Genomic DNA, 24,595 nt, shown 5'->3' with positions numbered 1-24,595 from the left:
TTTATATTTTTAAAAAAATTTACAAGACAAAGTCGGTACAACTCTCATGAGTCATACCGACTTATTTTATTGGCTATCTATTTCCCGATATCCCCATTTCTTTTTAAAGTTATATTATAGAAGAAGATTTTGAAGAAATTATGAAGATGATAGAATTGTTTTTATTAGATTAGATTAGAATAAAGGATAGATTGGCATAAAAGTTGCAATACAATAATACTAACTATTTGTTTGAGGAGGTATATTATGAAATTTCAAGTTGCATCAGAAGCTGAAGCGTATATATTACAAAAGAATGAAGCAGTTATGATTATGTTATCAAGTATGGGAGGCTGCTGTGGTGGTTCTGCCCCGATACCTAAAATCGAATTGGGAACCCCAAAAAATTTGACCAGTTTTGAAATAACTGAAGTAGGGAAAATCACAATTTACTATGATAAAGGTATCGAGAAAGTTAAAGAGATAAAAGTTGGCCTTTCAAAATTGTTTTGGTTTAAGAAATTGACAATAGAATTCATTGAATAATGTATCTAACTAATAGATGAGCATTGTAATATAATTTGACATCACTCTCTATATTTTTCTGTATAGGTTGACCAACCTAGTAAATCCATGATAACTCAGTATCCAATAACTCCTTCAATGAGAAGAACGGTACTTGTTATGATCAAAAGATTTCTGAGTATATTTGAAGTAACGATATTATAGAACACCAGTAGCATTAGCAGTATTCCTATTGCGATGCGTATCAATCTGTCTGTATTTCCTATATTTTGCTTAAAGGATATTTTCGTAGTTCTCACCTCTTAACTGTTTTTTGTAGGATTATATTGTTTATGTCATATAAAGATACCATCCCTGTAAACGGTAGTATAGGGATGGTATCTTTTATTATTAATGCTTTACCATAACAACATTAATGGCTTTAACCAGAGCTTCCACATGATCTCCTTCTTTAAAACCAGCATCAAGAAAACTATCTTTCGTCATCACGGACGTTATGCGAGGCACTTTATCACCTCAGCCGCCAACTCACATGGTAATTTGTGCCATTAGGCCATCCTGTTTAATTCTTTCAATTTCTCCTGTTAAATTGTTTCTAACACCAGCCTCCATTGATATCACCTCCTATTATCTATTCTTAGTATTATTCCTTTGTAGAAATTTATTCTTGCTTTCTTACTCAAGTCTTTATGGGAAATAAAAATAAATAATTATCTTCATATTTTCTTCAAAATCTTTTTCTATAATGAGATAAGAAGGAAGGAATGCTTAATATGCACAACTCCATGATGGGTAATAATGGTTCTAAACTTAATATGATAGGAAATATGATGCACCGTTTTAAATAATAAAAATAGAAGAAGAATGTCACTTCCAAAGGTTAAGGAAGTGGCATTTTTGTGTTTTTTATAAAACTGGGTATTTCCAATTACAATCATGATGTGTTCGTTAAGCAACGTGTTACCTATTCGGTTTTTGTATTTTCCAGTAACCTGTACGAGCTCTTGCCGGCAAATCCTACAACCACGACAAAAACTGCGGTTGTTGCCAGAACAATATATAAGCTATCTGAAAAATGATCATATAAGATACCATAAACACTCATTCCAATCGGCAGAGCAGCGTTCATGACTGAGGAATACAATGACATCACTCGTCCCAGCATTTCTTTTGGAGCAGCGTTTTGTATGGCAGATGTAATGAAAATGCCTGCGATACTAGCCAAAATAAAAATAGCAATGCAGGAACTGTTAAAGATGGAATAAGCGGTGAGCGGCTTGAAAGGAAAGAATAATCCCATAGCAGCAAAAACCAAAGCAATTCCCATTCCGATGAACAATTGATACAATTTTCTTACAGCGAATTTTCCTGCTATCAACGTAGTAATCAAACCGCCGGTGATTCCGGCGGCTCCCATGAGCATTTGCGAAGTGCCGTTCCATATGGAGCTTAGCTTTAGGCTTACAAGAATGATATAAGGGGCTCCTACGGTAATTAAAGGCTGTATCAGGAATAGAAACAATGCATTGAGCAAAATCACTTTTCCGATAAAAGGCTTATCTTTGGTAATATGTGTCCATGCAGCTGTGAAGTCATATTTGATTGTTTGGGTTAGGCTGTCATACTGACTAATCTCTTGCTGCGGAATATGCAAAAACATTTCAAATACAGCGGCAGATGCAAAACACAGAGCACATAAAAACATGATGTAATGTAAACGGTATATGCCACCGTAGCTATATAAAATTCCGGCCAAAAGCGGACCAAGCAATCCCGACAGCATCGATACCTGATTTACAGTGGCATTGGCTTTTACCAAATTATTTTCCGACATTACAAGCGGTATGCTTGATTGGACAACAGGTGTTTCAAACGAGGAAATTACAGATAGAAGAATCATCAGCCCGCTTATCATGATAAGAGAATTCTGCCTTAACAATACAATCCCTAGTAAGACAGCAATGATTGAATACCCCAAGTCAAGGGAAGCCATCAGGTTTTTCTTATTCTTTCTGTCCGCTAAAATTCCACCAAAGGGTGAAAGAAAAACAGGAGGAATACAACTGACTGCTATGATGATTCCAAACAGTGCCGCAGATCCCGTCAAATCAAGAATATAGAGTGAAATTGAAAATTTCAGTATGTTGGTGCCAAACATAGAAATGGCCTGTCCCATTATGAGAAAAGTAAAATTCTTAGTGAATAGTTTTGATTTCATAGAAACACATCCTCCTTATATATATCCATTATAAAACAGAAAGCCTGACAACATATGTCAGGCTTTTCAGGAAGTTTTGTTTCGCTACTGCTGAATCAAATTTACCATAACAGAAATATCTTCAGCGGCCATTTCAAATTTTGATTTCTCAATCAAAATGTTTTGTCCCGTCATAATGTAGGACGGCATGATGCGGATACCAGCATAATAAATTTCACTGCTCCGCAGTTTATAAGTGGCAACCCCGGGAACGGCATTCTTCTTTGCTGACTTTTTACTAATTATGTTAAACGCCTTTTTAGCCACATCTCCCATGAGCATGATAACCTTAACATTAGGAAACAACGACAGCTCTTTTTCAAGAAACGGCAGACTTCCTTCAATCAGCACGTTGCTGACTGTATATTCCGTCTTGGGAACCTTGACAGCATTAGTGATATAGACTCCTAAGTTCAGAATATCAGATATGGAATTTACATGGATACCTGCTTTCTGAAACAGCGGGATGGTGGTTTGTAAATATGCTGCGTCATCATCACCGTAAAAATCCTGCTTTGGATCAGCGGGAACTACCTCGTTAATCATAATCGCCCGAACTTTTTTCGGGTCAATCTCTACATTGCAAAATTGCATGTTGCTCTTTTCAAATGGCAGGCTTTCCAGTTCATTTTTTATGTTCATAACCTATTGCTCCTTCCTGTAATGCTGCAAAGCATTTTCAAATCGTTTGATTATGTTTTCTTTTAAGTGTTCAGGCCGGATCACCGTGACGTTATCTCCAAAGGACATAATGAAGTCATAGAGCCATTCATTTTCGGGCAAAGCGACCTGCACCTTGTATCCTGATTCTGTTTTTAATATGACGGATTCATCAAATGTGTCATATAGCCTGTAGCTGCATTCATCAGGAAAGTTGAGTTCCAGTTGGAGTAGTGTTCCCCAATCCTCCGGCATAGGTAAAACGAAATTTGTGCCTTCAGCCTTCATTTCAAAAGTTTTTCCGGTTAGAATGATTTCCTTCATTCGTGAAACCCTGAAAAGCCTGTAATCCGATTTATCAGGGCAGAAAGCAAAAACATACCATGATCTATCTTTGTATAATAGCTTTACCGGCTCTGCGTCTCGGCGGAGACGATTGCCGCAAGAGAAATAATAAGTAAACTGGATTACCTCCCTCTCTAAGATGGCTTGCTTCAAAATGCAGAAGACCTTCTGCTCTTTTTCTTGTACGCTGCCCCAGCGAGAAAAATCTACCTCAATCCAGTTTGACTGAGTTGTTTGAAAGATGGCTCCCAGTTTCACTAAAATGTTGTCTGCTGTCGGATATTGAATAGCTGAAAGGCTTTGAATCCCCATTAAGATTTCTTGTTTCTCTTTTTCTGACAGGACAGCATTACGCAGAACAAAATGGTCTTGCAGACGGATACCGCCGTTTCTTCCTGTATTCGCATAAATAGGGATTCCGGCACCGCTGAGCATATCAATGTCCCGATAGATTGTTCGAACTGATACCTCGCAAATCTCTGCTAATTCCGGTGCAGATGCCTGCCCCTTATCTAACAGATAATATATAATCTTAAATAAACGACTTTCCGACATAGAAGCACCCCCTTGGCTATATAGTAACACAAAAACCTTGACAATGTATGTCAAGGTTTTTGCAAGGCAGCCTGACCGCTGGTATTATCGGATTCGGTTCAGGCATTGACACACTTGCCAGCAACATCATTAACGAACTTTCTGCAGCAGGAAATCTTGAAAGCGCCGGAAGTACTAGGGTTTTCGGGGGTATGGGGGTTATCACCAGCCCAATTATGCTGATGTTTATCTTAATTCTGATGGGCTATTGCTGTGATTAAAGTATTCTTTGCCAATCTAAAAACGCGGCGGAATTTTGCTGATCCAGATTGCGGTTGGCAGTCTTTATATCTTCAGTGTTCCAAGAGGATACATTGATGGTTTTGTCAGCTGGTGCAAGCAGATTATTGGTCTGTGTTTGACTGCGTTTTTGCAGGCTGTTATTCTGACAGCAGGCTTGATGGTTGTAAAAGATCACGCCTTGCTGGGACTCGGTCTGATGCTTTCTGCCGGAGAAGTACCGAGAATAGCAGGTGCATTCGGACTTGATACCCCTATATGTTAGGATAGTTGTCGTATAGAAAAAAGTATATAATAAAAGTACGACAATAACCTAAGTAGAATAATTATGCCTAATAGAATAATTTACGAAATACTCAATCAAAAACTGCCTTTTAGAATTTCTACACTTATTACATAGGCGTTAACTTAACCCACGTTATTCCAAGGTAAAAATTACATTTGCATAAAAACATAAAAAATGGGAATCTCAAAGTGACTACCAATCACAAAGGAGAGATTCCCATGAAGATATCTTCATCACTTATTATACCTTTTATTCGCTTTTTTAGTAATGCTAAAATTATGGAAATCGCTATTAATACAGGTTTTCTTAAACGAAAAAGAGATATTTTACCTGATACAATAGTAAAAGTTTTTATCTTTGGGTTAATTAATACCCCTAATCCCTCTTTAAAACAGATTGCATCAAAATGTGAAAAAATACAACCAGACTAGAATATCTAAACACTCTTTACATGAAAAGCGCAAAAGAAAAACAACTCTAGAAATATTACAGGGATATTGTTTGCCCAAAATAAATTACCAAAATATAGCTTAAGTTAACGCCTATGATAATATTAAAGGACTATATTTTGTCCTTTAATATAAGTATATCCACTCTTCTATTTTTAGCCTTGTTGTCAGGTGTATCATTGGGAGCTACGGGATAATATTTACTATAACCGGAGGCTTTAAATCTTTTAGGTGTAATGCTAGTTTCCTCAATAAAAAATTTTACAACATGAGCAGCTCTCGCTACTGATAAATCCCAATTAGTTTTATAGATATTTGGCTGTGCCACTGGATCTGAATCTGTATGACCTTCTACTTGTATGCGATTGTATAGAAAATCTTCAGATAATAATAAATCAGATAGCAAAAAAAGTATTTCTAGAGCATCATCCTTAATAGTAGCTCTGCCTGGATCAAATAAAATGTTATTCTGTAATCTCAGCAATAATGCATCTTCCTCTAAAATTACAGATACTTGGTTAAGTAGCCCCGTATCCTCTAAACGTGCTTGCAAGATATCTCTTAAATGTTGAAACTCATTAGGTGCATCACTGTCATATGGAATTTCTATAAGCTCATCAGAGACAACAGTCTTTCCTGATTCCAAGATACCGGTTGTACCTTGAAAAGATTCAATAATATACTGAAATTTTTGTGCATCTATTTCAGAAAAGGCAAAAAGTAAAATAAAAAAGGTCATTAATAGGGTAACGAGGTCACTATAAGTTGTTAGCCACATTGGGGCACCAGCTTTTTCAGTGATATTTTCTCTTGTTTTTCTTCTCATATGATTCCCTCCATTAAGGTATGATGTTATAATAGTTATATGCAAATAATATGCCAAAATTAGGAAAATTAAAGAAAAAGTTAGTTCTTCTTTGTTGTTTATGTAGAATATGGCATTATAATTGCAAGTATTAAATAAAAAACATTGAGATGAGATTATATAAATAATGCAATAAACAGTAAGTATTGGTTTTGAAAAGAAAATGAAAAAAAGATATCTGTAGGAAATGCTACAAAGACTGTATCATATGATAAGACCAGAGAAATGAAAGGTGCTATTCAAAAGAAAGGATGAGAAACATGCCAATATTAGCATGTATTGGATTATCGTTGATAGTTTATTTTTTATTAATGGGTAATATAAAAGATATGTATATAAACGATGCTAAAAAAGTTCAGTGTGGAAAATGCAGCAAAAAGGTTGATGCAACTTATACATTTTGTCCTAATTGTAAAGAACAACTCAAGGAGCCTTGCAATCACTGCAACAACATAATTGATATTAATTGGAGATATTGCCCTTATTGTGGCAATACAAAAGGAAATAGGTGATGGAATGAATCAGGAAAAAAAGTCGAAAATATTAGTATTTATATTAGTATTACTTATTACAGCATTACACTATTTTACAGCTTCCCATCGGTGGGTATTACACGACTTTTTCAGACGATTATATTACCTTCCCATTGTATTAGCTGCTTTTCAGTTTCGTCTAAAAGGAGGATTCATTACCTCCAGCATCATTGTTTTGCTTTATGCCCCGCATCTAATTATGTATTTCGGTGAAATCAACCTAGAGGTGGTCAATCAGTTTCTAGAAATTGTTATGTTTATGGTAATAGGATTAATTACAGGTTATCTAGTGGAGATAGATTATAAAAGAAAAAAAACATTAGAGCATCAAATTATTAAACTGGCAGATATGGAAAACTACACTCATAATATTATGGATAGCATTCACAGTGGCATTGTTGCCTTTGATTTTAACGGAAATGTTACATCTATGAATAAGCAAGTAGATGATGTTATAGATACAGATAAGGATTTGAAGGAATTTCTTGAACAACAACAGCTAACAAAAGAAATAAACAAGGTATTGAAGGGGAAAGAAGAGTATCTAAAAAAAGAAATCGAATACTCTATTCATGAGGATAAAGCCATAAACCTAAATATAACAATTCATCCTTTGAAAAATATCTCAGAAATAATAGAAGGTGCTGTCCTAGTGATTGAGGATATTACTATGATGAAAAAACTGGAGACTCAGGTTCGGAGGGGAGAACGATTGGCGGCGGTAGGACAATTGGCTTCTGGGATTGCTCATGAAATAAGAAATCCATTGGGTATCATAAAAACTATCAGCCAGACAATTCGGCATGATGTTCAAGATGATGAATTGAAGGAAGGGCTTGGAATTATAGTAGATGAGATTGATAGGGCAAATAGAGTGATAAAAGAATTATTAGATTTCTCAAGACCTAATAAGGTACAAGTAGAAGCAATTCAGCTAGAAAATCTACTAGATGAAATTCTTGTGATTACCAAAAAATTTGGAGAACAGAAAGGAACAGCTATTTATTTGTTTGTTGAACAATCCTGTGAAATAGAAGGGGATATAGACAAATTGAAGCAAGCTTTTATTAACATTATTATAAATGGGATACAAGCTATGAAAGAGGAGGGTAATTTGGTAGTATCTCTGGAAAAAGAAAACAACAAATGGGCTGTAGTCACCTTTAAGGATAGAGGAAAAGGAATTCCTAAAGAGTTGCTAGATAAAATATTTAATCCTTTTTTTACTACAAAGGAAAGTGGTACAGGATTAGGTTTGTCCATCACTCATAGAATTATTGAAGAGCATCAGGGAAAGATAGAGATAAAAAGTGAAATAGGTGAAGGTACAGAAGTAAAAATATATTTACCTCTATTAAGAGGGGAGGTAGAATGACATGAAAAAAATATTAATCGTTGATGATGAAAAGAATATGAGATGGGCCATAAAAAAAGCTCTACAAAAACAAAACTATAAAATATTGGAGGGAGCTAATGGATTAGAGGCGGTAGAGGTCTTCCGCGAGGAAGATCCAGATCTTGTTTTGATGGATTTGAAAATGCCTATAATGGATGGTTTAGAAGCCTTAACTGAGATAAAAGAAATCAATAGAGAAATTCCTGTTATTATGATCACTGCCCATGGTACAGTAGAATCAGCTATAGAGGCTATGAAACTGGGGGCATTAGATTATATTTCTAAGCCCTTTGACGTAGAAGAATTAAAAGTGGTTATTGAAAAAGCTTTACATGTTGGGGCCTTACAGGAGGAAATAAACTTTCTTAGAGAGGAACTTGAAAAGAACACTGGAAAAACAATTATTGGGAATAGTCCAGAAATTAAAGAAATATTGGGTATTGTAGAGCGGGTAGCAAATACTCCAGCAACTGTATTGATTTTGGGGGAAAGTGGTACTGGTAAAGAGGTTATTGCTAATGCAATACATTATAGTAGCCAGCGGTGTCAAAAACCTTATATAAAAGTAAATTGCGGAGCAATCCCAGAAAATTTGATAGAAAGTGAGCTATTTGGACATGAGAAGGGGGCCTTTACAGGTGCTTCTGCTAGGAAAATTGGCAAGTTTGAAAAAGCTCACGGAGGAACGATTCTTTTAGATGAAATAGGGGAATTAGATTTACCTATGCAGGTAAAACTATTAAGGGTGTTACAGGAAAAAGAATTTGAACGGGTGGGAGGTAGCGAAAAAGTTAAAGTAGATATTCGAGTAATAGCTGCCACTAATCGAGATTTATATAAAATGGTACAGGAGGAAAGATTTAGAGAAGATTTATATTATCGTTTAAATGTTATTCCTATTGAAATACCTCCTCTAAGAGAAAGAAAAGGTGACATACCTCTACTAATTAATTACTTTTTAGAAAAATTTAGCAACGAAGTTGGAAGAAAAAACATGAAGATTGATGAAGCTGCCAGAGAAAAAATGGTCAACTATCACTGGAGAGGTAACATTAGAGAATTGGAAAATGTTATTGAGAGAATGATTATTCTGGCACAGGATAATATAATTACTAAAAAAAATCTTCCTTACGAAATAGGTGAGGAGGAAAAAAGAGAGTTATCCTATTCTCTTCCTAAGGAGGGTGTGAATATAGAGGAATTGGAGCGGGAACTGATACTGCAAGCATTAGAAAGAACGGAATACAATCAAACAAGAGCAGCTCAGCTACTGGGAATGACAAGACATACTCTCCTTTACCGCATGGATAAGCACGAGATTAAAAAAAAGTAGGGGCAGGGTTTTCACGCCCCTACTCTATCATCTTTTACAATCAATAAATTGCTCTTCCGTAACAACATATTGTACAGGGAAGTCGTATTGGTCGGTTGGTGCTTTCTCGATCATTTGGACTTCAAAGGCTAGAGCGACTGTAGGTATGGAGGTAGCTAGCTTAGGTAAAAATCTATCGTAATAGCCTCCGCCGTAGCCTACACGATAACCTTTCTTATCAAAACCTACTCCTGGAACAAGGACTAAGTCTAATGCATCAAGTGATACAGGACGTATAGCATCCTTCTTAGGTTCTAAAACACCAAAATTACCTACTTCTAGATCCTTTTCGAGGTCTAATAATTCTGACACGATCAATTCTCGCGTATCAGGTACGGTTAATGGGATATAGACTTTTTTACTATTGTCAAATAAATCTTTAATAATTGATGCTGTTTCTACCTCGTTTCTAAAAGAAAGATAAACCATAACATGATTAGCATTTTCATAAATAAAGCTGTTTTTTAGTTGTTGCGTAATAGATAAGCTTTTAAGGAATACTTCCTCCTCTGTTAGTAAACTTCGTTTTGTTAATAATTCTTTTCGAAGATTTTTTTTCAATGGAACCGCCCCCCAATCTTAGCAATATAAACCATGAATTAATTGTACCATAATGTTGGAAATCAATTCAATTGAATTTCCAGTAGCATTACTGTTATAATGAAATAGTATCACAAGTCGATTATTGAAAAACGCCAGAAGAAAATGCGGTAGCAAATAGGAAAAATTTACTAGTGTTTTCTGCTGTTTTAAGCAGGAGTTAGTACATTTATGTCGAACTTATAAAATGATGATCAGGAGTTGATGTTTTTTGATACAATTGAAAAATGTAAGCAAAATATATAATAAAGGCATCCATGCATTAACAAATATTAATTTATCGATTGATAAGGGAGAGTTTTTATTTTTGGTAGGCCCTAGTGGAGCTGGAAAATCCACCTTTATAAAGCTATTGTTAAAGGAGGAGGAACCTACCGAAGGTAGCATTGTGGTAGATCATCAAGATATTACAAAAATGTCTCGAAGAAAAATACCCTACCATAGAAGAAATATCAGTGTTATTTTTCAAGATTTTCGACTTCTTCCTAATAAAACTGTGTATGAAAACATAGCTTTTGCAATGCAGGTTATTGAGGCTTCTTCAAAGGATATACGACGTCAAGTACCGATGGTGCTGGGCATGGTGGGATTAAGTGATAAGGCAAAGCAATATCCCCATGAGTTATCTGGCGGAGAAAGACAAAGGGTTTCGATAGCCAGGGCCATCGTAAATAATCCATCGATTTTAATAGCGGATGAACCTACAGGAAATTTAGATCCTGAGACTGCTTGGGAAATTATGAAGGTATTAAAACAGATTAATAGAAGAGGCACTACGGTTGTAATGGTTACCCATGCTAAAGACATAGTAGATACAATGCAGCAGCGAGTTATTGCTCTTGAAAAAGGCAGAATTATTCGAGATGAGCATAGGGGGGCATACGGCTATGAAGATTAGAACAATAAACTATATGTTAAAACAAGGATTTGTAGGAATATGGCGTAATAGAGGAATGAGTATAGCTTCTATCAGTTCTGTTGCAGCATCCTTAGCGGTGCTAGGTGTAATTATTACGATTGTCTTAAATATCAACAACCTATCCTATATAGCACAAATGCAGTTTGATACCATACAGGTTTATCTTGATGATGAGCTGACGGTAGAAGAAATATCAAACGTTGGACAGAAGATGACAGCCATATCAGGAGTGAAATATGTAGATTATGAATCTAGAGAAGACGCATTGAATAGGATGAAGGAGCAATGGGGAGAACAGGGGTACCTACTGGATGTTCTGGAAGAAAATACATTGCCAAATTCATATGTGATCCATGTAGAGAGCATTGATATGGCGGACTATGTAGTAAAGGAACTAAGAAACATTGAAGATGTTGAAGAGTTTGAAGGTATTGAAGAAATTAAATATCACAAAGATATAGTGGATAACATGCTGAGAATAGCAAGTTTTGTTAGAACGATTGGATTGGCCTTGATTTTAGTATTGATATTGATTGCTATGTTTATTATTGCCAATACGATTAAACTAACTTTAAATGCTAGAAAGCAAGAAATTACTATTATGAAATACGTAGGAGCCACCAATTGGTTTGTGCGTTGGCCCTTTTTTATCGAAGGTATGGTATTAGGATTAATTGGATCTGTTATAGCTTTGGTATTTGTATATTATGGGTATCAGTATGCATTTGATTTAATAACAGAAAAATTCTATGTTATGCTAAGTGCTTATGTAGTCTCTGTAAATGAAATGATGAAAAGAACCATCCCTATTTTTACAGTGATAGGAGCGGGAGTTGGAGCATTGGGTAGTATCGTTTCTTTAAGAAAACATTTAAAAGTTTAGCGAGAAGAGGGGGGACAGGCATTGTCGAAAAAGAAGCATATTATTGGATTGGCTATTGTGAGCTTGATTTCAGTATCTACCTTCACAGTATTTGCTAACGAAGCCAGCAATATTAATAAGCAGTTAAACAATGTAAATTCACAACAAAAGCAGGTAAACAATGCTATAAAGCAAAATGAGAGTCAACAAAAAAGCATTACTGAACAACTAAAGGATTTGGAAGTTCAAATTGAAAAAACGGAAAATGAAGTTCAGAAGATTCAAAGTGATATTACCAGTACACAAAAAAAGATTACAGATGCTACCAATGAGTTAGTAGAAGCTGAGGATAATATTGATGATAAGCAGGATGTATTAGGACAACGTTTAAGAGTAATGTATAAAAATGGCACTGTAGGATATGCAGAGGTGCTGTTGAACTCTCGAGACTTTACAGAGCTTTTAACCAATTTAGATATGGTAAAGCGTATTGTTGATCATGACGTAGAGTTATTGAAATACTTAGAAGAGCAGAAAGCATTAATAGAAGATAAAAAAGCACAGCTAGAGAACGAAAGAAATCGATTAGTGAGTTTGAGAAATAATGTAGAAGATAAGAAAAAACAATTAGTAGTTTCCAGGGGTCAACAGCAACGGCTTAGACAAGAATTAGAACAGGATAAGGTTCAACTGGCAAAAATGCTGGATCAGTTGAATAAAGAAGCAGACGCTTTAACGGATCAATTAAGAAAGCTTCAATCTAGTGGAGAGTATGTTGGAGGAGAGATGGCATGGCCTGTCCCCGGAAATACTAGAATATCCTCTCCCTTTGGTAACCGTATACATCCAATACTGAAGGTTCAGAGAATGCATACAGGAATCGACATACCAGCACCTAGTGGAACACCTGTTGTAGCAGCTACTCAAGGAACGGTAGTCTCTTCTGCAACGATAGGAAGCTATGGTAGAACCATAATCATTGACCACGGTGGAGGTGTTTTGACCTTATACGCCCATAACTCAAGATTATTGGTATCGGTAGGAGATAAGGTCTCAAGAGGTCAAAAAATTGCGGAAATAGGAAGTACAGGAGCATCCACAGGACCACATTTACACTTTGAAGTAAGAAAAGATGGAAAGTATGTAGATCCTACTCCATATGTAAGAAGAAAGTAGCATGATAAAGTCAAGGGATATTCCCTTGGCTTTTGCTTGTGCGATCTTTTGAAAATGCTAATGTTATTTTGAAAAGTTTTATCAGTTAATGTATAATGAAACAATATAAATAATAAAATAGTAAAATGATAGGTTTAGACTGATAAGAGGGGAGAACACTATGATTAGTAAAAAAAAGGCTTTTGTAGGGGCAATTGTCCTCATCATATTGACAACATTATTGAATTTAACCGTTGGTAACCTGTTTGCCATAACATTAGGTCAAAAGGTTTTAATATCTAAAGACACCTATGAACATTATGAAGCTTTAGGAGAACAGTATGGTAAACTATTTACATTAAACGATTTTTTGTTGAAGAATTATTATAAAGAGTTGGATGAAGAAAAGTTAATAGAATCTGCTATAAAAGGAATGTTTGAAGGGGTAGAAGATCCTTATACTACTTATATGTCAGAAACTGAGTTTTCTGATCTTATGACTCGTACCCAGGGAACCTACGGAGGTATTGGAGTGATTATCACTCCAGGTGATGATGGGTTCGTAACAGTGGTTTCTCCAATCGAAGATACTCCAGGAGAACGAGCAGGAATTGCTACAGGAGATAAAATTTTAGCCGTAGATGGAAACTCAGTATCAGGGGATAAATTAGACTATGCTGCGGACATGATGAAGGGAGAGCCTGGCACAGAGGTGATTTTATCAATATGGAGAGAGGGGAGAAATGAACCTTTTGATGTCACTCTGAAAAGAGAAGAAATTAGATTAAAAACAGTAAGATCTGAAGTGTTAGAAAACAATCTTGGCTATGTTAGGATTTCTATGTTTGATGAGCAGACTGCAAATGACTTTAAAACCCATATTAATGAACTGCAAAAACAAAACATTCAAGGGTTAATCATCGATTTGAGAAATAATCCTGGTGGGTTGCTAAGCCAATGTTTAGAAATAGCCGATGTTCTCTTAGGTGAACAGGTGATTGTTTATACAGAGGATAGAAATGGAGAGAGAGAAGTGGAGAAATCTGATAAAAAGCAGGTTGATTTACCTCTTGTAGTACTAGTCAACAAAGGAAGTGCTAGTGCATCAGAGATATTAGCAGGGGCTATAAAAGATGGAAACAGAGGTGAAATCATAGGCACAACCACTTTTGGTAAGGGATTAGTGCAGCAGGTAAAACCCCTAAATGATGGAACGGGATTTAAATATACTGTCTCCCAGTATTTCACTCCTAATGGCACTTATATCCATGGAATAGGAATTGAGCCAGACATCTTAGTAGAGTTACCAGAGGAGATTAGAAATGAGATTAATGTGGATAGAGAACAGGATATTCAGATGCAAAAGGCGATAGAGATTGTTTCTCAAAAAATAATAACTGGAAGAAATTAAGCGGATGACTGAAATCTCTGATTTCATGTCAGTCGCTTATACAGGGTGAAACCATAAAAAAATCCTCAAGCTTTTGAGGATTTTTTTTAGAATTGGGTAAGTATTGACATAGGAATAATAGAGGAATATAATAATACTATCGAACAGTTGTTCTGGTGGTTTAGGGGAATTTTACTAGTTAACAAATGAGAGGCAAATATGATACCCTTAATAGAGTATACCTTCTATAGATAACCAATTTTAAACTTTAATTTTGATATACACGGTCTACGGTTTCGTCCAAAACCATGGGCTGCAAATGTAGCCCTTAGTATATCAAAATTCATGATTACATATCTCTATAAAGATGTGATTATAAATTTTAATATAAAGGTGAGAGGATTTTCATATGGAGAAATTTAAAATAAATTCTCAGTATAAGCCTACGGGTGATCAACCGCAGGCAATTACAAGCTTAAGCAAGGGCATTGAAAAGGGTTTGAAACACCAGACTCTGCTAGGGGTTACAGGCTCAGGCAAAACCTTTACTATGGCAAATATTATTGAGAAGGTTCAGAAACCGACATTAATAATAGCGCATAATAAGACATTGGCAGCACAGCTATGTAGTGAGTTCAAGGAGTTCTTTCCTAAGAATGCAGTAGAATATTTTGTTAGTTATTATGATTATTATCAACCAGAGGCCTATGTTGCCCAGTCAGATACTTTTATTGAAAAGGATGCCTCTATTAATGATGAGATAGACAAGCTAAGGCATTCCGCCACCTCTGCTCTTTTCGAGAGAAGAGACGTTGTTATTGTGGCTAGTGTATCCTGTATATATGGTTTGGGGGACCCAGAGGAATATAGAAACCTAGTGGTTTCCTTGAGGACTGGAATGAGTAAGGACAGAGACCAGGTGCTGAGGCGGCTGGTGGATATTCAATATGAAAGAAATGATATTAACTTTATAAGGGGAACCTTTAGGGTGCGAGGTGATGTAGTGGAAATCTTCCCCGCCTCCTCCTCTGAGAATGCAGTGAGAGTGGAGTTTTTTGGAGAAGAAATTGACCGTATTACAGAAATTAATGCCCTCACTGGAGAGATTATAGGAAGAAGAAATCATGTTTCTATTTTCCCTGCCTCCCATTATGCAACCAGCACTGAGAAGGTTGAGGGAGCCATGAAAAATATAGAAATAGAGTTAGGGGAGCAGGTTAAATATTTTAAAGAGCAGGATAAACTATTAGAGGCACAACGAATCCAACAAAGAACCATGTATGATATAGAAATGCTTAGAGAAGTAGGCTTCTGTCAAGGAATCGAAAACTACTCTAGACATCTAACTGGCAGGGAGGCTGGTAGCAGACCCTACACACTAATAGATTATTTTCCAAAGGATTTTCTAATTATTGTTGATGAATCTCATGTTAGTATCCCCCAGATTAGAGGTATGTATGGAGGAGATCGTTCTAGGAAGGAATCCTTAGTAAACTTTGGATTTCGTCTTCCATCTGCCTACGACAATCGACCTTTAAACTTTTCAGAATTTGAAGGGCTAGTAAATCAAATTTTGTATGTTAGTGCTACACCTGGTCCCTATGAATTAGAAAAAAGTCATCAGACAGTAGAACAAATTATTCGACCGACTGGATTATTAGACCCTATTATTGAGGTGCGACCAGTAAAGGGACAGATTGATGATTTGGTTGGAGAAGTAAATAAACGGGTGGAGAAAAATCAAAGAGTATTGATTACTACTTTAACAAAGAAAATGTCAGAGGATTTAACCAATTATTTGAAGGAAGTCAATATCAAGGTTAGATATTTACATTCAGATATTAAAACGATGGAAAGAATGGAGATTATTAGAGATTTGCGACTAGGAGAATTTGATGTACTGGTGGGAATTAACCTCCTAAGGGAGGGCTTAGATTTACCTGAGGTTAGTCTAGTGGCAATATTAGATGCTGATAAGGAGGGCTTTTTAAGATCTGAAACTTCAATGATACAAACCATTGGGAGGGCTGCAAGAAATCTAGAGGGCAGGGTAATTATGTATGCCGATAAGATAACAAAATCCATGAAAACAGCCATAGAGGAAACGGAGAGAAGAAGAAAAATCCAATTTGACTATAACAAAAAACATAATATCACTCCTAAATCCATCGAAAAAAGAATATATGATGTTATTGAAGCTACGAAGGTGGCGGAAGAGGAAGAAAACTACGTTGCTAATAAAGGACAGGAGATAAAGCATTCAAAAGAGGAATTAGAAACAATCATCAAAAACTTAGAAAGCGAAATGCTACAGGCTGCCGAGGCCTTAGAATTTGAAAAAGCAGCAAAATTGAGGGATGCAATTCAATCCTTAAAGAAACAACAATGATATGAATGAGGTGTAATTGTGGCAAAGGATAAAATTATTATTAGAGGAGCAAAGGAACACAACCTAAAAAATATAGATATTGAGATTCCAAGGGACAAGTTTGTAGTTTTAACAGGACTATCTGGGTCTGGGAAATCCTCTTTGGCTTTTGATACTATTTATGCAGAAGGTCAAAGAAGATATATTGAGAGTTTATCTGCTTATGCAAGACAGTTTTTAGGTCAAATGGAAAAGCCAGATGTGGAATATATTGAAGGTCTTTCCCCTGCAATTTCTATTGATCAAAAGACAACCAGCAAGAATCCCCGTTCTACTGTTGGTACAGTAACGGAAATCTATGATTATTTAAGACTATTATTTGCTAGAGTAGGAACCCCACATTGTCCCGTATGTGGTATTGAGATAAGTCAAATGACGGTAGAGCAAATTGTAGATAAGATTATGGCATTGGGAGAGGGAACAAAGCTTCAAATTTTAGCACCTATTCTCAGAGGGAAAAAAGGGGAACACCAAAAACTTTTAGAGGAAATAAAAAAAGAAGGATTTGTGAGAGTCAGAATTGATGGAGAAATAAGAGATGTTTATGAAGAAATAAAGTTAGAAAAAAATAAGAAGCATAGTATAGAGGTTGTTGTGGATCGAATTGTTATTAGAGAAGACTCTCCACAAAGACTTGCTGATTCTATAGAAACAGTTTTGAAACTAACAGAAGGCTTAGTAATTGCAGATGTCATAGAAGGGGAAGAATATTTATTTTCTACAAAGTTTGCCTGTCCTCACCATGGTATTGGTATCGAGGAATTGGCTCCAAGGATGTTCTCCTTCAATAGTCCCTTTGGTGCTTGTCCAGAATGTAATGGAATAGGACATATGAAGATAGTAGATCCTGATTTAGTTATTCCTAATAAGAATCTATCGATTCGTCAAGGAACAATTGATCCTTGGAGTGGATCTAATGGTAATGGAGAAAATACCTATTACTATAAAATGCTAAATAGCCTAGCAGAACAATACGGTATAGATGTAGATACTCCTGCAAAGGATTTGCCTGAGGATTTTATTAAGGATGTTCTTTATGGAGCTGGCGATAAGAAAATTACCTTTCAATATGAGTCAAAATATGGAGGTGTTCGAACCTATTCCTCCCATTTTGAAGGGGTAATTCCAAATCTTGAAAGAAGGTATAAAGAAACAAATTCTGATTATATGAGGAATAAAATTGAAGAATATATGGCAGAAATGCCCTGCGGCAGCTGTAAAGGTGCAAGGCTAAAGGAAGTAGCTCTAGCAGTTACTGTAGGTGATAAAAATATTTATCAAGTTACAGAAATGTCTGTAAAGGAAGCAAGAGAATTTGTAGATACCCTTCAGCTAGATGAAAGAAAAGCTTTTATTGGGAAACAAATTCTAAAGGAAATTAGAGAAAGATTAAACTTTTTACAGGATGTAGGCTTACAATATTTGACGTTGTCAAGAAATGCTGGTACTTTGTCTGGAGGAGAATCCCAGAGGATACGATTAGCAACCCAAATAGGTTCTAGCTTGGTAGGTGTGCTGTATATTCTAGATGAACCAAGCATTGGTCTCCATCAAAGAGATAATGACAAGTTGCTGAAAACCCTTCGTAATCTTACAGATATAGGTAATACTGTACTTGTTGTTGAGCATGATGAAGATACAATGTTGTGTGCTGATCATATTATAGATATCGGTCCAGGAGCTGGGATACATGGGGGCTACGTCGTGGCACAAGGTAGTATTGAAGATATAAAGAATTGCGAAGCTTCCATCACAGGTCAGTATTTGAGCGGGAAAAAGAAGATAGAAGTTCCAGTGGAAAGACGAAAACCCAATGGAAAATGGATTGCCATCAAAGGGGCTAGAGAAAACAATCTAAGAAATATAGATGTAAATATTCCTTTAGGAGTTTTTACCTGTGTAACAGGAGTTTCAGGCTCTGGAAAAAGCACACTAGTAAATGAAATACTTTATAAAAAGATAGCTCAGGAGCTAAATGGTGCTAGAAGTAAGCCTGGAGCTCATAATAAGGTGGAGGGACTGGAGTATATTGACAAAGTTATAGAAATTGATCAATCTCCAATAGGAAGAACACCAAGATCTAATCCTGCCACTTATACTGGTGTTTTTGACCATATTCGAGATGTATTCGCTCAAACCTCCTATGCTAAAATGCGGGGATATCAAAAAGGGCGGTTTAGCTTTAATGTAAAGGGCGGTCGTTGTGAAGCCTGCAGTGGAGATGGTATCATCAAAATTGAGATGCATTTTCTTCCTGATGTATATGTACCCTGTGAGGTATGTAAGGGGAAGCGCTATAATCGAGAAACTTTAGAGGTTAAATATAAAGGAAAAACTATTGCTGATATACTAGGAATGAATGTGGAGGAGGCCTTAAGCTTTTTCGAAAACATTCCTAAAATCCAGAATAAGCTTCAAACCCTTTACGATGTGGGATTAAGCTATATCAAGCTAGGTCAGCCATCTACACAGTTGTCAGGAGGAGAAGCACAAAGAATTAAACTGGCTTCTGAGTTAAGTAAAAGAAGCACTGGAAAGACCTTGTATATTCTAGATGAGCCTACAACCGGTCTTCATATAGCAGATATTCATAGACTAATAGGTGTATTACAAAGGCTGGTGGAATCCGGCAATTCTGTGTTGGTAATAGAACACAATTTAGACGTTATCAAGACAGCTGATTATATTATCGATCTTGGTCCTGAAGGTGGAAATGGTGGAGGATTGATTATTGCTGAGGGTACACCAGAAGAAATCCTTCACTCAAAGAACTCCCATACTGGTTTCTTCTTGAAAAAGATTATTGAACTCTAGGAAAGAAATAAGAAAAATATACTATATCCACGATAAATATTATGAAGTAAAATAATAATAGAATAGATCATTAAGCAATGAAATAGTCAAAAAATAACGGATATACTTCGTATACTATATCCGGCATAGTCTATTTATAGCCGAGGTCTAAGGTTTGACCCGTGGTGGCTAATATAAGTATATATCTATTCTGAAATTAATAATTTAGGTTAGGATGATGCTTTAAGCTGAATCTTAACCTGAATTTCTCTAATATGGAGGAAACAGTATGTATGAAAAATATCTTCAGCCAGAAAAAAATATTAAGTTAGAGATTCAGGCTACCCCCCCTTATCTTTCTTTTTGGGGTGTGATTGATCATATTAAGGATGACTATATTGCAGTAGATATTACGGGTCAATATGTTCAAAAGGATGATAGGCAAGTAAACTGTATTATTCCCGGAGCCACTAGGATTTGCTTTTTTCAGACGATTATTAAAGGTTGTATTGATGGGAAAATAATACTCTCAATGCCTAAACCAGATGATATAAACGTTATTCAAAGAAGAAAATATGCTAGAGTACCTACAAATATAGATGTAAACTGTTTTCTTATAGGTATCAACAATAAAAAAGTTAACAGCAACAAGACGTTCCCTGCTACTGTTATGGATATAAGTGGGGGCGGAGTTCTATTAAATAGTAAATTATCTCTACCTGTTGATACATTATTGGTTTTTGAATTGGCATTAGAAAATAATTCATTTGTTCTTACAGTGAAAATTTTAAGAAATATAGAAAATATGGCAGATGGAAGTTGGAGCTTAGGCTGTAAGTTTGTTGGAATCGATGATTCTGACAGACAGAAAATTATTGCTTATACCAATAAACTTCAATTAAGAATGAAAATCAAATCTACCAACATATAAATTGTCTTAGCAGTCAATGACAATGCCTCTTATTTGATTTTCTTTAGTTAAAATAAGCCCTACTATATCGCCAACCTTTAAGTCTTCAAAGGTAACTGCCATAAAATGAGAGTTTCTCTGAAGTAATAGAATTGCATTTTCTTGGATTGGTAAGTTACCGAATACTTCTTTGCTGTTATCATCAATATGTTGCTCTATATGGATTGAATGATTTTCAAAATTAATCCCGCGTATTTCGCCATAAACGAAATACTCTCCATTATGGGGATTAGCAGGTACCAATACTTCCTGTAAATTAGGTTTTAGTAGAGTAACTGTTTGCGTATTTTCATTCCAATTTATTTGATATTCTAAGGCTTCAGCTATATTTTTTAGGGAAAGGTAAATACGGTTCTGAATGATAACTGGCTTTTCTTTTAATGCTAATGCACCCTTATCTGTTACAACTCTAAAATTTCTTTCATAGCCTTCAACCTTATTCAGATAATTTTCAGCTAAGCTAAAGGTAGTACTAATACATAATACCAATAATATAAATATAAATCCTCTCTTCTTCATAATTACACCTCCAAACAATTATTTGTTTGGAGTATTGTCATTGTGCATAAATTTATACATTTGTTATAATAAAATAAATAGCATATTTAGATACTTACAGATTTTTCTATAAAAATGATTTAGATAATGCCATATAGCGGGAGGAGTAATATGTTTGACATAAAAGAGCAACTAAAAATACTACCGGATAAGCCGGGAGTATATTTGATGAAAAATAAAGAAAATCAGATTATTTATGTAGGAAAAGCAATCTCTTTAAAAAATAGAGTGAGACAATACTTTCAATCTTTAAAGAATCAAGCACCTAAGGTAAGGGCAATGGTGGATAATGTAGTATCCTTTGAGTATATTATTACCGATAGTGAACTGGAGGCTCTTATATTAGAGTGCAATTTGATTAAGGAGAATAGACCCAAATACAATATTCTATTAAGAGATGATAAAACCTATCCCTATATAAAAATTACTATGAAGGAAGAGTATCCTAGGGTAATAAAAACCAGACGATATTTAAAGGATGGAGGAAAATACTTTGGTCCCTATTCAAATGTCTCCGCTTTAAATGAAACGATACAGGCGATTCATCAGCTGTTTCCCATAAGAACATGTAAGAGAAACATTACTGCTTCTATAGAAAAAAAAGAGAGACCATGCTTAAATTTTCATATAAAGAAATGCATTGGTCCCTGTACAGGTAACGTAAATCAAGAGCAATATATACAAATGATTCAAGAAATTATTCTTTTCTTAAGTGGCAAAGAAGACGAACTAATGAAAAAGATACAAGGAAAAATGAAGAATGCAGCATTAAATATGGATTATGAAAGAGCAGCTTTATATAGAGATCAGTTTATGGCCCTATCTAGTATAGTAGAAAAACAAAAAGTAGTTTCAAACAGTGATATTGACCAAGATGTGATTGCTGCTGCCAGAGGTACAGAAGAAAGTTACGTGCAGATTTTTTATATTCGAAAGGGAAAAATAGTTCAACGTCAACAATATACCCTCTCTACTAATAGCGATGAAGGAATAGGGGATATATTGTCCTCCTTTGTGAAACAGTTTTACAATAATATGACCTTTATTCCGAAAGAGATTTTAATAGAGGAAGAATTGGAAGATAAAGCTCTGATAGAAGATTGGTTATCAGATAAAAAAGGAAACAAAGTATCTATTAAGACACCAAAAATAGGGGATAAGAAACACCTAATAGATATGGTGAAAAAAAATGCAGTTTTGATGATGGAACAAACAAAAGAAATTAACAGAAGAAAGAAGGAAGAAAAAGAAAAACTCATGGGAGAGTTACAAGAAAAATTGGATTTAGACACACCTCCATACCGGATTGAAGCTTTTGATATATCCAATATCCAGGGGGTTGAGTCAGTAGCTTCGATGGTAGTGTTCGAGGATGGAAAGGCAAAGTACAAGGATTATAGAAGATTTAAAATTAAGACGATACAAGGAGCCAATGATTATGGAAGCTTAGAGGAAGTTGTTTTAAGAAGGTTTAAAAGGGGATTGGAGGAAACAAAAGATTTTATGGAAGGATATACAACAATAGAGGAAGGTAAGTTTTCTATTTTCCCTGATTTAATTATGGTGGACGGTGGATTAGGACAGGTCCATAGTGTAGAAAAGTCATTAAAGGCCTTGGGGCTTGATATACCTGTTTGTGGGATGATTAAAGACGATAAGCATAGGACAAGAGGCTTGATCTATGATGGAAAAGAATTGATCTTTGAAAAAGCTTCAAGTTTGTTTCTCTTTATAGCTAAGGTTCAGGATGAAGCCCATCGATTTGCCATTACTTACCATAGAAGCTTAAGAAGGGATACAATCTTAACCTCAATCCTAGATGAAATCCCTGGAGTTGGAGAAAAGAGAAGGAAAGCTTTAATGAAGCATTTTAAAGATATTAATAAAATAAAGGAAGCAACAATGGAGGAGTTATTAGAGATAAATGAGTTAAATAAAACTATCGCTGAAAATATATATAACTATTTTAGAAAACAACAGTGAATTAGTACGCTAATCTCCACCTATGCTAAGGATTAGAATAGAGTAGGCATCTAAAAGGAAAATGGAAATAATGTGAAAGGAAAAAACCAATATCTAAGGAGGAAATATAATGAAATACATTACTGTAGAAAAATTAGTTCAGGATCTTGAGTTAGAGGAATTGAATCATCTACAAGGAGAAAGTAAAAAAATAACAACCACTGAATTAGTTAGACCTGGAATTCAATTGGGAGGATTTTTTGATCACTTTGCCTATGAAAGAATACAAATAATTGGTAAAGTAGAACATCGATTTTTAAGCACTTTAGATGAAAAAACAAGAAGAGAAAGATTTAATCGATTATTTTCCTATGACATCCCCTGTATAATCATTAGTAGGAATTTAGAACCTGATAAGGAGTTAATGGAAGCAGCAGAGAGACATCAGAAAAAGATATTAAGAAGTAGCTTCAATACAACAAAACTTGTTAGCGTTTTGCTTAATTATTTAGAGGACTGTCTTGCTCCTGCTGTAACTTTACATGGCGTGCTAATGGATATCTATGGGATAGGTACGCTAATAACTGGGAAAAGTGGTATTGGAAAAAGTGAAACTGCTATCGAGCTTATCAAACGAGGACATCTACTTGTAGCAGATGATGCTGTAGAGGTTAAGAGGATAGGGCATGAATATTTAGTAGGTTGTGCACCGGAAATAACCAGGCACATGTTGGAAGTGAGAGGGATAGGCATAATAGATGCTAAAAGCCTATTTGGCGTAGGAGCAATCAAAAACAAATCAAATATACACATGGTCGTAGAATTAGAAGAATGGGATCCGGACAAAACCTATGATCGATTAGGCATAGATGAAAGACATCGAGAAATACTAGGAATGAAGATAGAAGAAATGGTAATACCTGTAAAGCCTGCTAGAAATATTGCTGTAATCATTGAGGTAGCGGCAAGAAATCATCGTTTAAAATACATGGGCTACAATGCAGCTAAAGCATTTAGTGAAAGATTAACAAAACACCTTACCAAAGAATAATTATTAAAAAAATAACAAAATAACTATTGATTTTAATTAACAATTATTATATATTAGTATTATATTTTAACAAGTGAAAAACATAGAAGCTATAGAAGCTATAAAAAGATATTAAAGAATGAAGTTGAAGGTATTCTTTGAAAATTGATAGCTATTTTTTGATTAACACTAAGTGGTGTATGTGTTGTATAACACCACTAAAAAATACGAAAAGTGGTTAAAAAATTAACAAACTTTCATAGTTTCATTTTAATAAATAACTTTCTCACCTATAGTAGTTTTATTTACAAATATATATTTATTCATAAATTAAGGAGGGACAATATGGCTAAAAATATTTTGACTGAAGAGAATTTTCAAAAGCTACAAAAAGTTATTGATGAAAACAAAGGTAAGAAGGGTGCTT

The 24,595-nt window shown here is 35.2% G+C and carries 22 protein-coding genes and 1 pseudogene; 16 read left to right on the top strand and 7 right to left on the bottom strand.

The features are described from left to right. Positions 1-246: 246 nt before the first annotated feature. Positions 247-525, top strand: coding sequence for a CC/Se motif family (seleno)protein (locus CHB72_RS23615; RefSeq protein WP_089285330.1), 279 nt, complete (start codon positions 247-249; stop codon positions 523-525). Between the two features lie 95 nt (positions 526-620). On the opposite strand, the gene CHB72_RS28415 is transcribed toward CHB72_RS23615, so the two are convergent. From CHB72_RS28415 to CHB72_RS23590, 4 genes are all read right to left on the bottom strand, one after another. Next, positions 621-803 (bottom strand): YgaP family membrane protein, encoded by a 183-nt coding sequence (locus CHB72_RS28415; RefSeq protein WP_089285329.1) that lies wholly within the window; start codon positions 801-803, stop codon positions 621-623. Between the two features lie 665 nt (positions 804-1,468). After that, a complete protein-coding gene (locus tag CHB72_RS23600; protein ID WP_089285328.1) occupies positions 1,469-2,722 on the bottom strand; it encodes an MFS transporter in 1,254 nt (417 codons plus the stop codon). 84 nt (positions 2,723-2,806) lie between these two features. Next, positions 2,807-3,403: a uracil-DNA glycosylase family protein gene (locus tag CHB72_RS23595; RefSeq protein WP_089285327.1), complete on the bottom strand. Its 597-nt coding sequence runs from the start codon at positions 3,401-3,403 to the stop codon at positions 2,807-2,809. Positions 3,404-3,406: 3 nt separating this feature from the next. Then, positions 3,407-4,321 carry a helix-turn-helix transcriptional regulator gene (locus CHB72_RS23590; RefSeq protein WP_089285326.1) on the bottom strand — a complete coding sequence of 305 codons (915 nt, stop codon included), beginning with the start codon at positions 4,319-4,321 and terminating at the stop codon, positions 3,407-3,409. Between the two features lie 47 nt (positions 4,322-4,368). Between CHB72_RS23590 and CHB72_RS28410 the strand changes: the two genes are divergently transcribed. From CHB72_RS28410 to CHB72_RS23580, 3 genes and pseudogenes are all read left to right on the top strand, one after another. Continuing rightward, entirely contained in the window at positions 4,369-4,581 is a 213-nt protein-coding gene (locus CHB72_RS28410) for a conjugal transfer protein TrbL family protein (RefSeq protein WP_408606589.1), read from the top strand. Between the two features lie 32 nt (positions 4,582-4,613). Continuing rightward, positions 4,614-4,865 (top strand): conjugal transfer protein TrbL family protein, encoded by a 252-nt coding sequence (locus CHB72_RS28405; protein ID WP_456297871.1) that lies wholly within the window; start codon positions 4,614-4,616, stop codon positions 4,863-4,865. 239 nt (positions 4,866-5,104) lie between these two features. Next, a pseudogene (locus CHB72_RS23580) lies at positions 5,105-5,360 on the top strand (IS4-like element ISAme1 family transposase); the annotation flags it as partial. A gap of 87 nt (positions 5,361-5,447) precedes the next feature. Here the strand turns inward: CHB72_RS23580 and CHB72_RS23575 are convergent. Then, complete coding sequence (locus CHB72_RS23575; protein ID WP_089285325.1) at positions 5,448-6,161, bottom strand: flagellar motor protein MotB; 714 nt, start codon at positions 6,159-6,161, stop codon at positions 5,448-5,450. A gap of 299 nt (positions 6,162-6,460) precedes the next feature. Here CHB72_RS23575 and CHB72_RS23570 point away from each other — a divergent pair, with 299 nt between their 5' ends. The 3 genes from CHB72_RS23570 to CHB72_RS23560 are packed head-to-tail and all read left to right on the top strand — an operon-like array spanning position 6,461 to position 9,462. Next, positions 6,461-6,712: a zinc ribbon domain-containing protein gene (locus tag CHB72_RS23570; protein WP_176431577.1), complete on the top strand. Its 252-nt coding sequence runs from the start codon at positions 6,461-6,463 to the stop codon at positions 6,710-6,712. After that, positions 6,687-8,108, top strand: a complete 1,422-nt coding sequence (locus CHB72_RS23565; RefSeq protein ID WP_242975256.1) for a two-component system sensor histidine kinase NtrB — start codon at positions 6,687-6,689, stop codon at positions 8,106-8,108. The genes CHB72_RS23570 and CHB72_RS23565 overlap by 26 nt, the downstream gene beginning before the upstream one ends. Before the next feature lies 1 nt (position 8,109). After that, positions 8,110-9,462 carry a sigma-54-dependent transcriptional regulator gene (locus CHB72_RS23560; RefSeq protein WP_089285323.1) on the top strand — a complete coding sequence of 451 codons (1,353 nt, stop codon included), beginning with the start codon at positions 8,110-8,112 and terminating at the stop codon, positions 9,460-9,462. A gap of 27 nt (positions 9,463-9,489) precedes the next feature. Here the strand turns inward: CHB72_RS23560 and CHB72_RS23555 are convergent, their stop codons facing one another. Continuing rightward, entirely contained in the window at positions 9,490-10,062 is a 573-nt protein-coding gene (locus CHB72_RS23555) for a 5-formyltetrahydrofolate cyclo-ligase (RefSeq protein ID WP_089285322.1), read from the bottom strand. A 250-nt stretch (positions 10,063-10,312) separates the two neighbouring features. On the opposite strand from CHB72_RS23555, the gene ftsE reads away from it, so the two are divergent. The 7 genes from ftsE to CHB72_RS23520 all read left to right on the top strand — a co-directional run bounded on the left by ftsE (position 10,313) and on the right by CHB72_RS23520 (position 20,579). Further along, positions 10,313-10,999, top strand: a complete 687-nt coding sequence (ftsE, locus tag CHB72_RS23550; protein ID WP_089285321.1) for a cell division ATP-binding protein FtsE — start codon at positions 10,313-10,315, stop codon at positions 10,997-10,999. Next, positions 10,989-11,903 (top strand): permease-like cell division protein FtsX, encoded by a 915-nt coding sequence (gene ftsX, locus CHB72_RS23545; RefSeq protein WP_089285320.1) that lies wholly within the window; start codon positions 10,989-10,991, stop codon positions 11,901-11,903. Before ftsE ends, ftsX begins: the two co-directional genes overlap by 11 nt. A 21-nt stretch (positions 11,904-11,924) precedes the next feature. Next, entirely contained in the window at positions 11,925-13,058 is a 1,134-nt protein-coding gene (locus tag CHB72_RS23540; protein ID WP_089285319.1) for a murein hydrolase activator EnvC family protein, read from the top strand. 160 nt (positions 13,059-13,218) lie between these two features. Next, positions 13,219-14,448: a S41 family peptidase gene (locus CHB72_RS23535; RefSeq protein ID WP_089285318.1), complete on the top strand. Its 1,230-nt coding sequence runs from the start codon at positions 13,219-13,221 to the stop codon at positions 14,446-14,448. A gap of 388 nt (positions 14,449-14,836) precedes the next feature. After that, positions 14,837-16,816 (top strand): excinuclease ABC subunit UvrB, encoded by a 1,980-nt coding sequence (gene uvrB, locus CHB72_RS23530; RefSeq protein WP_089285317.1) that lies wholly within the window; start codon positions 14,837-14,839, stop codon positions 16,814-16,816. An 18-nt stretch (positions 16,817-16,834) separates the two neighbouring features. Continuing rightward, positions 16,835-19,669, top strand: a complete 2,835-nt coding sequence (uvrA, locus tag CHB72_RS23525; protein WP_089285316.1) for an excinuclease ABC subunit UvrA — start codon at positions 16,835-16,837, stop codon at positions 19,667-19,669. Between the two features lie 268 nt (positions 19,670-19,937). Further along, the gene (locus CHB72_RS23520; RefSeq protein WP_089285315.1) at positions 19,938-20,579 is read left to right on the top strand and encodes a flagellar brake protein; all 642 of its coding nucleotides are present in this window, start codon (positions 19,938-19,940) and stop codon (positions 20,577-20,579) included. 6 nt (positions 20,580-20,585) lie between these two features. On the opposite strand, the gene CHB72_RS23515 is transcribed toward CHB72_RS23520, so the two are convergent. After that, on the bottom strand, positions 20,586-21,137 hold the full coding sequence (locus tag CHB72_RS23515) for a stalk domain-containing protein (RefSeq protein ID WP_089285314.1): 552 nt from the start codon (positions 21,135-21,137) through the stop codon (positions 20,586-20,588). Positions 21,138-21,287: 150 nt separating this feature from the next. Here CHB72_RS23515 and uvrC point away from each other — a divergent pair, with 150 nt between their 5' ends. Together uvrC and hprK are read left to right on the top strand one after the other, a co-directional pair. Next, a complete protein-coding gene (gene uvrC / locus CHB72_RS23510; protein ID WP_089285313.1) occupies positions 21,288-23,159 on the top strand; it encodes an excinuclease ABC subunit UvrC in 1,872 nt (623 codons plus the stop codon). Positions 23,160-23,268: 109 nt separating this feature from the next. Then, positions 23,269-24,189, top strand: coding sequence for an HPr(Ser) kinase/phosphatase (gene hprK, locus CHB72_RS23505; RefSeq protein ID WP_089285312.1), 921 nt, complete (start codon positions 23,269-23,271; stop codon positions 24,187-24,189). Positions 24,190-24,595 lie beyond the last annotated feature (406 nt).

The organism is Anaerovirgula multivorans (assembly GCF_900188145.1).
Classification (GTDB): domain Bacteria; phylum Bacillota; class Clostridia; order Peptostreptococcales; family Natronincolaceae; genus Anaerovirgula; species Anaerovirgula multivorans.
This window is presented reverse-complemented; position numbering and strand designations above follow the sequence as displayed.